General features: G+C 62.5%; 11 protein-coding genes. 5 read left to right on the top strand and 6 right to left on the bottom strand.

Annotated features, from left to right (window positions below):
- Both RV1423_RS30395 and RV1423_RS17940 read left to right on the top strand, forming a co-directional pair.
- The coding region (locus RV1423_RS30395; RefSeq protein ID WP_034299445.1) for a hypothetical protein at positions 1-515 on the top strand (515 nt) is incomplete at its 5' end.
- A gap of 76 nt (positions 516-591) precedes the next feature.
- The gene (locus RV1423_RS17940; RefSeq protein ID WP_034299442.1) at positions 592-909 is read left to right on the top strand and encodes a helix-turn-helix domain-containing protein; all 318 of its coding nucleotides are present in this window, start codon (positions 592-594) and stop codon (positions 907-909) included.
- Positions 910-983: 74 nt separating this feature from the next.
- Here RV1423_RS17940 and RV1423_RS17935 read toward each other — a convergent pair whose 3' ends face one another.
- Entirely contained in the window at positions 984-1706 is a 723-nt protein-coding gene (locus RV1423_RS17935) for a pirin family protein (RefSeq protein WP_034299438.1), read from the bottom strand.
- 206 nt (positions 1707-1912) lie between these two features.
- Here RV1423_RS17935 and RV1423_RS17930 point away from each other — a divergent pair, with 206 nt between their 5' ends.
- The gene (locus tag RV1423_RS17930) at positions 1913-2815 is read left to right on the top strand and encodes a LysR family transcriptional regulator (RefSeq protein WP_034299435.1); all 903 of its coding nucleotides are present in this window, start codon (positions 1913-1915) and stop codon (positions 2813-2815) included.
- Between the two features lie 96 nt (positions 2816-2911).
- Positions 2912-3820 carry an AraC family transcriptional regulator gene (locus RV1423_RS17925; protein ID WP_034299431.1) on the top strand — a complete coding sequence of 303 codons (909 nt, stop codon included), beginning with the start codon at positions 2912-2914 and terminating at the stop codon, positions 3818-3820.
- 92 nt (positions 3821-3912) lie between these two features.
- Here the strand turns inward: RV1423_RS17925 and RV1423_RS28590 are convergent, their stop codons facing one another.
- The 5 genes from RV1423_RS28590 to RV1423_RS17905 all read right to left on the bottom strand — a co-directional run bounded on the left by RV1423_RS28590 (position 3913) and on the right by RV1423_RS17905 (position 9096).
- Positions 3913-7146, bottom strand: a complete 3234-nt coding sequence (locus RV1423_RS28590; RefSeq protein ID WP_051516754.1) for an ATP-binding protein — start codon at positions 7144-7146, stop codon at positions 3913-3915.
- The gene (locus RV1423_RS17915; protein WP_034299428.1) at positions 7143-7547 is read right to left on the bottom strand and encodes a response regulator transcription factor; all 405 of its coding nucleotides are present in this window, start codon (positions 7545-7547) and stop codon (positions 7143-7145) included. Before RV1423_RS17915 ends, RV1423_RS28590 begins: the two co-directional genes overlap by 4 nt.
- 282 nt (positions 7548-7829) lie before the next feature.
- Entirely contained in the window at positions 7830-8093 is a 264-nt protein-coding gene (locus RV1423_RS17910; protein ID WP_034299425.1) for a DUF1427 family protein, read from the bottom strand.
- A gap of 12 nt (positions 8094-8105) precedes the next feature.
- Entirely contained in the window at positions 8106-8273 is a 168-nt protein-coding gene (locus tag RV1423_RS29125) for a DUF1427 family protein (protein ID WP_081768874.1), read from the bottom strand.
- 136 nt (positions 8274-8409) lie between these two features.
- Positions 8410-9096 (bottom strand): hydrolase, encoded by a 687-nt coding sequence (locus RV1423_RS17905; protein ID WP_034299423.1) that lies wholly within the window; start codon positions 9094-9096, stop codon positions 8410-8412.
- A gap of 330 nt (positions 9097-9426) precedes the next feature.
- Here RV1423_RS17905 and RV1423_RS17900 point away from each other — a divergent pair, with 330 nt between their 5' ends.
- Positions 9427-11289, top strand: a complete 1863-nt coding sequence (locus RV1423_RS17900) for an amidohydrolase (protein WP_034299422.1) — start codon at positions 9427-9429, stop codon at positions 11287-11289.

The following is an 11289-nucleotide window of genomic DNA, read 5'->3' as shown; positions in this document are numbered from 1 at the left end:
TTCCCGCCAATGCACTCATTTCGAATACCGCCACCCAGTCGATCGGCGGTTATCACCTCGGCACCGGTTCGGAAATCATCACCGCCAAACCAGGGGCGCTGTTCTCCGGCGAAAAAGCCGAGGGACGCGGCCTGGAAACCGAATTGAACAAGTTCAGCAATCGGCGCTTCATCGCCGGCCATTTGGTCGCCGGTTCGCTGGGAGGAAAATTCTCCGACCCCAATCTGACGCCGTTGAGCGAGACCTTCAACACCGAAAAGACCGGCATGGCGGATCCGGAAAACGAGGGCCGCCGCCGTCTCGCCAACAACGAGGTGATCCATTATGCGACGCATGTGACATACGGCAATGCGCAACGGCAGGATTGGAGCGCCGTGCTGCCGACCAGCCTGACTGTCACCATCTCCACGCTACGCGTGCACGACCCGGAAAACGACGACGAGTCCGAGCTGAAGAACTACACCATCCCCAGCAAGACCCAGACCTACCCTCGCAACAACCTGCCGCCGCTGTGAGCGATACCGCGCGCTCACAGCGCAGCAATCGCCTCATCCGTCGCCTCGGTCAAGCCGATATGAAGAAATGCCCCGTATGAAAACGCATGCCAGACAATCCCCGGTGTTCACCACGCGTCTGAAAGAAGCGCGTCGGCGCGCTGAGCTATCGCAATATCAACTTGGTACGTTGGCTGGCATCGACGAGTTCACCGCCAGCGCGCGAATGAATCAATACGAGCGCGGCGTGCATGAACCGGACTTTGGCACTGTCGTCCGATTGGCCGACGCGTTGAAGGTCCCTGTGAGTTTCTTGTTCGAGCCCGATGATCGATTGGCGGAATTGATTCTTTTGGCGGGACAACTGGATGCAAAAGAACTGGCCAGACTGATCGTTACCCTCAAGCAAACTTAGGATTGGGTTTGGTTGCCTGCATCAAGGCAAACCGCCGAAGCAATCCTCCCGGGAGCGTCATAAAAACCCGCCGCTCAGACCGGCTGGGGCAATTCATGCGGACGCAGGTCGAACACCAGCAATTCGGCCTTGTCGCCATCGCTGAACTGCAGCAATTCTTCATTGCGGATACGCGCGCCGTCGCCCTCGGAGAACGGCACGCCGTTGACCTTGATGCTGCCGCGGGCGACGTGGACATAGGCGAAGCGGCCGGCTGCCAGCTTCAGCGCCGCCGTTTCCGCGCCGTCGAACAGGCCCGCATGCACGTTGACATCCTGGTACACCGACAGCGAGCCGGCTTCGCCGTCAGGTGAAATGATCACGCGCAGCCTGCCGCGCTTCTCGTCCTCGCTGAAATGAACTTGCTGATAGCGGGGCGCAACGCCGCGCACGTTCGGCACGATCCAGATTTGCAGGAAATGCACCGGCTCGTCCTCGGAGTGGTTGTACTCGCTGTGGCTCACCCCGGTGCCGGCGCTCATCATCTGGACGTCGCCGGGACGGATCACCGAGCCCGTTCCCATCGAATCCTGGTGCGCCAGCGCGCCCTCCAGAACATAGGAGAAGATCTCCATGTCGCGGTGCGGATGCGTGCCGAAACCCTGGCTTTTCACGACGCGGTCGTCATTGATGACGAGCAGGTCGGAGAAACCTTGCTGCGCCGGATTGCGATAGTGGCCGAAGGAAAACGTATGGCGCGATTGCAGCCAGCCGTGATCGGCGACGCCGCGTTGATCGGCTTTGCGAAGTTCGATCATGATGGATACCTCTTTCTTTTCTTTCCAAATCGATTAAATTCAGCTAGGTCTTTAAAGTGCCGCCTTGCTGACACGCCCTGTTTGTAGGAGTCAGCGCGGCATGGAAAGAAGTTTGCACGTTTCGAAGGTGCTTCGGATTGAAGATTTTATGTTCTAATGATCGAAATTTTCGATCAAGTGTGCCAAGCGCGCAGCAGGAGATTGCAATGCTCAAACTCAGTCTGGAAGCCATCGAGCTGGTGGACGCCATCGACCGTTACGGCTCTTTCGCCGCCGCCTCCGAGCGGCTGCACAAGGTGCCGTCGACGATTTCCTATGCCGTCAACAAGTTGGAGGAACAGCTCGGCCTGGCGCTGTTCGTTCGGCAAGGGCAGCGTGTCCACCTCACCGCCGCAGGGCAGGAGTTGTTGCGGGAGGGGCGCTGGCTGCTGATCGCCGCGGGCGAACTGGAGTCGCGGCTGCGACAGATCGCCACCGGCTTTGAGTCGGAGTTTCGCCTGGCGCATGACTCGCTGATTCCGACCGACGCTTTCACCAAAGACATTTGCGCTTTCGAGGACTTGCGCTGCGGCACTCGCCTGCGCATTGGCTGCGAGACCTTGACCGGCACCTGGGAAGCGCTGCGCGAAGGCCGTGCCGATATCGTCATCGCCGCCGGCGACGGCCCCGCTGGCGGCGGCTATCGCGCGGTGGAAGTGGGCCGGCTGGCGTTCGTCTTTTGCGTCGCGCCCACGCATCCGCTGGCCAGGCTGGGCCGTCCCGTCACGCGCACCGACCTGCTTGCGCACAATGCGATTGTGGTGGGAGACGGTGCGCGCACCATGTCGGATCGGACCGTCGGCTTGCTGGCGGGGCAAAAGCGCATCACCGTGCCGTCCATGTCGGCCAAGATCGCCTGCCAGGTCGCCGCCATCGGCCACGGATTCCTGCCGCGCGCCTGCATCCGCAAGGAGCTGGCGAGCGGCGCCCTGGTCGAGCTGCCCTCTGAAGAAACGCGGCCGGAAGAGTCTTTCTGGCTGGGCTGGAAGCCTGAATCGATGGGCGAGGCGAAGAAGTGGTGGCTGGAGCGCCTGCAAAGACCGCTGATACCGGATATCCTCTTGCGTTGAAGAAAAGAGAGCTTTGTGCCGCCTGCGGCAACAGCTTGATGTTTAAGAACGCATCTCACGCCTATTGATGAAATGAGTTCTAGAGAGGTCCGATCCATGCAAGCCACTTCCACCGACGGCATGACGCCGCCCGCCCGGGCGACGGATTCCTTGGGTTGTGTCGCCAGCAAACTGCGTCAGGATCAGGAGCTGCGCGGCGGCGGCATCGCCTTTTATCGCAAGCGCGTCGACGAACCGCACATCTCGCAGGTCTGGACGCCGGCATCGGATCGCGGGTTTCTGGTCGGCGTGTCGATGTCCGACGGGCATCGGCGGAGCATTTTTCAGGGGCGGCAGGCATCGCGGCATGACTTCGCCAGGGGCGCCGTCTACGTGCGCGATTTTTCCGAAGACTACAAGGCCGATCTGCACGGACCGTTCGATTTTCTGTTGTTTGAATTGCCCCGGTTTTTTCTGGAGCGCATGGGCGACGGCCAGCGCGGCGCCCGTGTGAACGGATTGAAGCCGGTGGCCGGGCAGCACGATCCCGTGCTTGCGCACCTCGCGCATGCGCTGGCGCCTTCGCTTGCCCGTCCGCGCGAAGCCAGCATGCTGTTCGTCGATCAGATGGGCACCGTCATCGCCACCCATCTGCTGCAACGATACGGCGGCGCGGCGGCAATGGCGGCGGAGAAAAGCCGCGGACTGTCGCGCCTGCACGAAGCGCGCGCCAAGCAGATGCTGATGGACAAAGCCAACGGGAATATCTCCATTGCAGAGATCGCCGTGGAATGCAATATGTCCGCCAGCCATTTCCTGCGCGCGTTCCGCGCGACCACCGGCCATACGCCGCACCAATGGCTGCTGACGCAGCGCGTGCTCCAGGCGCGGGAACTGTTGCTGCGCTCCGATTTGCCGCTGGCCGAGATCGCCATCATGTGCGGCTTCTCGGATCAAAGCCACTTCAGCCGCGTGTTTTCGCGGTTGATGGGCACGTCGCCCGGCAACTGGCGGCGCAACGCATAGCGAGGCGGCAAGCAAGAAATCAGGCGCCGGAGGTCTGCGACACCGACCTGGCGTTGTTGCGCCGCCTCGCCATCGGACCTTGGCAATCGCCGCTAAGGCGCCAACGGCAGATCAAACCAGAGCGTCGTGCCGTAAGGCTGCCGGAGCGCGGCTTGAAGCCGGCCGCGATGATTCTCGATAATCGACCGGCAGATCGCCAGACCCATGCCCATGCCATTCTTCTTGGTGGTATAGAACGCATCGAAGATGCGCGTCGTGGCGTCCGCCGCGATGCCTTCGCCGGTGTCCTCGATCACCACGGTGATGCTGCCGTCGTTGAGGCTGCTTGAGGAAATCGTCAGAACGCGCGGCCGCGTTCGTATGTCGGCCATTGCCTCGATGGCGTTGATCACCAGATTGAGCAGCACCTGCTGGATCTGCACGAAATCTCCCATGACATACAGATTTTCCTGCGTCAGCGACAGCGTCAGAGAGACTTCACGGCGCTCGATTTCGCTGCGCGAGATGGCGAGGATATGGCGTATCGCCGCGTTCAGGTTGACCCGCTCGAACACCGGTTCGGTATTGCGCGTCAGTCTTTGCAGGCTTTGGATCATGTCGCCGGCGCGCTGCCCTTCCGTGACGATATCGCGCAGCCCGGCACGGGCATTTTCCAGCAGCGCCGGATCCCGGTCGAGCCAGCGCAGACTGGCGCCGGCATTGGACACAATGGACATCAGCGGCTGGTTGATCTCATGCGCGATCGACGCCGTCAACTGGCCCACGGTCGTGGCGCGCGAGACCCGCGCCAGGTCGGCCTGGGCGACCCGCAGCGCGTCTTCGGCCTGGCGTCGGCTGGTGATGTCGGTCGCGGTGCCGACATATTCGGTGAACTTGCCGTCGACGTAGAACGGTTTGCCGATGCCGGAGATGTAGCGCACTTCGCCGCTCTTGCGACAGATCCGGTGTTCGACGCGGATCGTGCCGCCCGTGGCGACGGCGGTCTCGACGATATCGAGCACGGTCTTGCGGTCGTCCGGATGCAGCAGCGCGGAAAATTCCTCGTACGTAATCGATTCCTTGCCGGCTTCCAGTCCATAGATGCGGCACAGCTCGGCGGAACAAAACATCAGCCCTTCTTCCAGCAGATAGCGCATGCTGCCGATATGGTTGAATTGCTCGCCCATGACCAGCGAAGTCTGGCTGGCGCGCAGCGCGTTTTGCGCCAGGGTGCGCTGGGCGTTTTCCGCCAGCAGCGCCGCATAGAGGCGCGCGGTTTCAAGCGAGATGGCGGCTTGCGCGGCCAGCAGTTGCAGTATCTGGGTATGCTCGACGGTAAAGGCGTCGGGCAGCACGCGATTCTCCAGATACAGCGCGCCGACGACGCGGGCCTGTTTCAGCATCGGCACGCATATGGCGGTGAAGGAGCCTGCCGTCCGCTGCGTGCCGTCCGGTCCGGCATAGACTTCCCGGCCGCTGCCCAGGGCTTGCTGCAGCATCGCCATCGGCATGTCGTCTTCGGTTGCCGGGACATGGCGCAGATCCACGGCGATACCGGCGGCGTGCGTGCGCGCGCAGGCTTCGATGTACGGAACCTGTCCGTCGAGATGGATCAGCAGACCGCGTTCCGCGCCGACGTGTTCGAGCGTGACCGACATGATGGTCTGGATCAGTTCGTCCAGCCGGATCTCTTCGGACAGGGCGCGCGCGGCGCGAAGGACGCTCTCCAGGTCCCGGATGCGGGCCGTGCCGGACGACAGCGCCGCGCCGGCGTGCGGCGGCTGCAACACCTCCGACTCCGGATAGCGGCGCGCCAGTTGCGCCGCCAGTTCGTGCGCGCCCCATTTCATGTAGGCGGCGCGCGCCGATTTGAGATGCGCGGCCAGCGAGGTGGAAAAACCTTCGTCCCGGCTGATGCGCGCCGCCAGTTCATGGGCGATGCCCGCGTAGTGCCAGAGCAGGACTTTTTCCGCCTGGTTGCCGGCTTGCTCGTAGCAGCGCAGCGCCGCATTGAGTTTGCCGTCCAGGCGGGCGATCTCGCCCAGCAGTATCTTGCCCTGGATCGAGAACACCGGCGCATCGGCGACGCCGAGGCTGCAGATGGTCTCGCAGTGCTGTTTCAGCACTTGCAGGCGGGCCGCTTGCCCGGCGGCGTCGGCATCGCTCGCCGCGAGGATGAGCGCATGGAAGAATTCGGTTTCCGGCGGGCGAGCAGATCCCGCTTCCGCCGCGACCGCCATGCAAGCCGCCGCTTCGTCGTACTCGCCGGCGTGATAGTGCAGGATCGCCCGGCGCAGGCTGTCCGGCAACGAATCGGAGGACGAACCAGGCGGCGGGCAATACGCAGCCTCGCCGGCCGCATCGTCGTCGCGGCCGTCTTGCATTGCCGGAAACGCGCCGGCCATCGACGCAGGCGCGGGTGCCGCGCACAAGGCCTCATTGCAGAGATTCAGATCCGCGCGCAGTTGCGCGGCGCTCTGATAGCGCTGCCCGGGATTTTTCTCCAGCAGGCGCATGACCAGGCGCGAAAGCATCTCCGGCACGGTCTTGTTCAGCAGGTGCGGCGCGACGGCCTGGGAGGCGATGTGGAAGTGTATCCACTCCGCCGGATCGCTCTCCACGCCGCTGATGCCAAACGGAAGATGGCCGCTCAACAGCCGGTAAAAGATCACGCCGAGCGAATACAAGTCGCTGCGCGCATCGATATGGCGCCGCGTCCGTCCGCTGTGTTCGGGAGACATGTAGCGCAGGTCTCCGCCCAGCAGCGAGGCGTAGCCTTCCTCATTGCCCGATGCCGGCGCGGCGGCTGCAGCAAGGCCGAAGCCGCCGATCCTGACCCGGAAATCCAGCGCCTCGGTCGGGGCTGGTGCGATGTCGAAGAAGAAGCATGCGGGATTGATGTTCCGATGGATCAGGCCGTCCGCATGCATGCGCTCGACGACATGCGCCAGCTTTGCCGCCAGCCTGGTGAAGCAGGGAATCGTCAGCGCATGCGGCGCCAGTTTTTCCAGCGAGATGATGTCGTTGTCGTCGTATAACAGCACCATGGCGTCTGCGCCGACGACCGAGCCGGCCGGTTTGATCGCCCAACCGCCGTCCATATGCGCACGCAAGTCGAGTTCATTCTTCAACTGGCAGGCAGCCTCCGCGGCAAGCTCGGCGGATCGCGCCCTGGCGATGGTTCGCGGACACGATTGCGAATCCGATCGCCAGGCCCGCAAGTAAGCCACGGCGCCGGTTTCGCTGAGCGGCGCGTAAGAATAGTCGGTGATGCGAAAGCGCAACTCGGCATCGCCGGCAGGCGGTATCGGTGTGCTTTCCGCGGACAGCGCATGTGGCTTGCTCACTCGTTTTCTCCGGAAACCGTCGCGATACGTTTGATTTGCGCCAGCAAGGTATCCGCCTCGATCGGTTTTGCCAGGAACGCCGCCGCCCCCGACTGCGCCGCGCGTTCCTGCGCGACGCGCGAAACGAGGCCGGAAATGAAGACAACCGGCAGGTCGAGATCCAGACGGCGCAAGCGCTCTTTCAGTTCGAAACCGTTCATGCCTGTCAGTCCCACATCCACGATAGCGCAGTTCGCCGCCTGTACGCAATCGCTCGCCAGGAACGCCTCGGCCGTATCGAAGCTGCGTGCGGCGTAGCCGGCGGAATGGAGCAGATTGCTCAAGGCCGCTCTGACAGACTGATCATCGTCGACGACGGCGATCAGAACTTGCGGCGCCTCGTCATGCTCCCCATTGCACATAATGTCCCGCCACTAGCTGATGTTTCCGCGCCCGGAACGCCTGATGCATTCCGGGCGCGGAAACATGAGTCCTGTGCTCCACAGGATTCTTTTTTGGAAAAGCACGATTGTAGCGGCAAAGAAGCAAGAAGAGCGTTTGCCTCTCCTTGCCGTTGCTGCACAATCCTGCGGCCTCGCGTGGAATATGTTGTCGGGAAAGTCGGCGAATTATTGTTTTCGTTTCGCCGGACTGTCTCAGTTTTTTTATCTTGAGGAAATTGGGGCATTATCCTCAGGTTCACATCATTTTTTTTCAGGTTGCGCCGGCGTCGTATTCGCGGGCGGCGCACCCGTGATCTTCGGCACGCACTCGGTGCGGAACCAGGCGGCCGTCAGCGGTTCTCCCGACAGCTTGCGTCTGGCAAGCGGCACCAACTGTTCGCCGATCAGCATGCCCAGCAAGCCGAGCAAGGCGATCACCGGCGGCGCCGGCGAGCGGATCTGCAGCAAGGAATAGACAAGGCCGGCCAGCACGCCCATCAAGAGGGAAATCAGATAGGGTTTCATGCGTTGCTCCTGTTAACCCGCAAACCAGTGATGGAGCGCCGGCAGCAGCGGTTCGCCCAGCACCATGCCGAGCAGGCCGATCAAGGCGATTCCCGGCGGCGCCGGCGAGCGCACCTTGAACATCGCATACATGACGCCGATCAGGATTCCGGCGCCGAGCGACAAGAGATAAATAGTCATGGTTGCCAACTGCTCCGTGTGGGCTGGATCGAAGAGAGTCATTGCCTGTACGCAGACGGGGCGCGGAAGCATGGAAGCAGAGGCGGACGGCGATCCGTCCCGCATCCTCATTCCGCGACCCGTCTGCCTTGCCTGCTTATTTGGCAGGAACCGGCGCCAGCGTCTTGTGATTGCCGATGTCGCGCGTAGCCGACTTGTGCACCATGGTGTAGGCATAGTCCACGCCCATGCCGTAAGCGCCCGAGTGTTCGCGCACGATATCCATCACGGCCGTATACGATTCCTTGCGCGCCCAGTCGCGTTGCCATTCCAGCATCACTTGCTGCCAGGTCACCGGCACCACGCCGGCCTGGATCATGCGCTGCATGGCGTAGTCGTGCGCTTCCTTGGACGTGCCGCCCGAGGCATCCGCGACCATATAGATTTCATAGCCGCCTTCGGCCATCGCGCACAGCGAAAAACTGTTGTTGCATACCTCGGTCCAGAGGCCGGAGACAACGACTTTCTTCTTCCCGTTGGCAGCCAGCGCATCGCGCACTTTCTGATCGTCCCACGAGTTCATCGAGCTGCGTTCCAGGATGTCGATGTCCGGGAAGACATTGAGCAACTCGGGATAGGTATGACCCGAAAAACTCTCCGTTTCCACGGTCGTGATGATGGTCGGAATGCCGAACACCTTGGCGGCTTTGGCCAGCGCCACGGTGTTGTTCTTGAGGACCTGGCGGTCTATCGATTGGACGCCGAACGCCATTTGCGGCTGCTGGTCGATGAAGATCATCTGGCAGTTGGTCGGGGTCAGTACTTCCAGTTTAGGGTTGGTCATGTCAAGTCCTTGGGTGAGGTGGATGGAGCGGCGGTTACATGTGCATCAAATGTGCATCAAACAACGATGGCCGACGATGCCGACGTCAGCGCGGCGCCGGCAGGAAATCAAAAAATCGGGACGCTTTGCGGGCGTGGCCCGGCGGCTCTGCATCATCGGACGCATCATAGGTCGCCGCGAACCGGGTCGCCATTATCTGTTTGTATAGCTAGACGCTGCCCGCGCAATTTTGCACACTGCCGGCATTCCTCATTCAGTCCTGGAAGTCGTGCGCGCCCTTGCATGCGTGCATCGATTCCGGGCCATGCCACCGCACCGTCAGGAGTCGCCATGACCGCAGCCGCCACAGCAGATTTGATACTCATCAACGGAAAATTCCACACCGTCGATCGCCAAAATCCCATTGCCGGCGCCGTCGCCATCAGCAATGGAAAGTTTGTCGAGGTCGGCGATACCGAGTCGGTGATGCGGCACAAAAAGGCCGACACCAAGGTGATCGACCTGGGCGGACGCACGGTCGTGCCGGGCCTCAATGACTCGCACCTGCATCTGATACGCGGCGGGCTCAATTACAACCTCGAGCTGCGCTGGGAGGGCGTTCCGTCGCTGGCCGACGCATTGCGCATGCTCAAGGCGCAGGCGGACCGCACGCCGCATCCGCAATGGGTGCGCGTGGTCGGCGGCTGGACCGAATTCCAGTTCGCCGAACGCCGCATGCCGACGCTGGAAGAACTGAACCTGGCCGCGCCCGACACGCCGGTTTTCGTCCTGCATCTGTATGACCGCGCCTTGCTCAATCGCGCGGCATTGCAAGCGGTGGGCTATACCAGGGACACGCCGAATCCGCCGGGCGGAGAAATCCAGCGCGACAAGGCCGGCAATCCGACCGGCATGCTGATTGCGCGGCCGAACGCGATGATCCTGTACGCGACGCTGGCCAAAGGGCCGACCCTGCCCCTTGACTACCAGATCAATTCGACGCGCCAGTTCATGCGCGAGCTGAACCGCCTCGGCCTGACCAGCGCCATCGACGCCGGCGGCGGTTTCCAGAATTACCCGGACGACTATGCCGTGGTCGATCAGTTGGCCAAGGAAGGGCAGCTCACCCTGCGCATCGCCTATAACCTGTTCACCCAGCGCAAGGGGGCGGAACTGGAAGATTTCCAGAAATGGACGGACATGGTTTCGCCAGGCGCCGGAGACGATTTCTATCGCCACAACGGCGCCGGCGAAATGCTGGTGTTCTCTGCGGCCGACTTTGAAGATTTCCTTGAGCCGCGTCCGGATCTGGCGCCGGGCATGGAAGACGAACTCGAGCGCGTGGTGCGCCATCTCGTCAGCAACCGCTGGCCGTTCCGCCTGCACGCGACCTACGACGAATCGATCGAACGCATGCTCAACGTGTTCGAAAAGGTGAACCGCGAGATTCCCTTCGACGGCCTGCATTGGATGTTCGATCACGCGGAAACCATCAGCGCCAGGAATATCGAACGCGTGCGCGCCCTCGGCGGCGGCATCGCGATCCAGCATCGCATGGCGTTCCAGGGCGAATATTTCACCGAGCGCTATGGGGCCGACGCGGCCAGCCACACGCCGCCGGTCGCCAGGATGCTGGAGATGGGCGTACCCGTCGGCGGCGGCACCGACGCCACGCGCGTGGCCAGTTACAACCCCTGGACGGCGCTCTACTGGCTGGTGTCGGGCCGCACCGTCGGCGGCATGAAGCTGTACGAGACCGCCGGCCGCCTGCCGCGCGAGACCGCCATCGAACTATGGACCGCCGGCAGCGCCTGGTTCTCCAGCGAGCAAGACAAGAAAGGCCGGATCAAAGTCGGCCAGCTCGCCGATCTGGCCGTGCTGAGCGCGGATTTCTTCAGCATCCATGAAGACGACATCAAAGCGATCGAATCGGTCATGACCATCGTCGGCGGCAAGGTGGTCTATGCCGACGCCGAGTTTTCCGCGCATGGTCCGACGCCGATCCCGGTGCTGCCCGACTGGTCGCCGGTGTCGCTGGTGCCGGGCCACTACCGTCCGCTCGCCGCCAGGAAATCGCCGGTCTTGCCGCACGCCTGCGCAGGCGCCTGCGGCGTGCATGCCCATTCGCACGAGACGGCGCGCGGCTCTTCGGTACCCGTCTCCAACTACGCCGGTTTCTGGGGCGCCCTCGGTTGCAGTTGCTTCGCCTTCTGA

Source organism: Herbaspirillum sp. RV1423, assembly GCF_000577615.1.
Lineage (GTDB): Bacteria > Pseudomonadota > Gammaproteobacteria > Burkholderiales > Burkholderiaceae_D > Herbaspirillum.
Note: the sequence above shows the minus strand (reverse complement) of the source record. Positions and strands in the feature narration are given on the sequence as shown.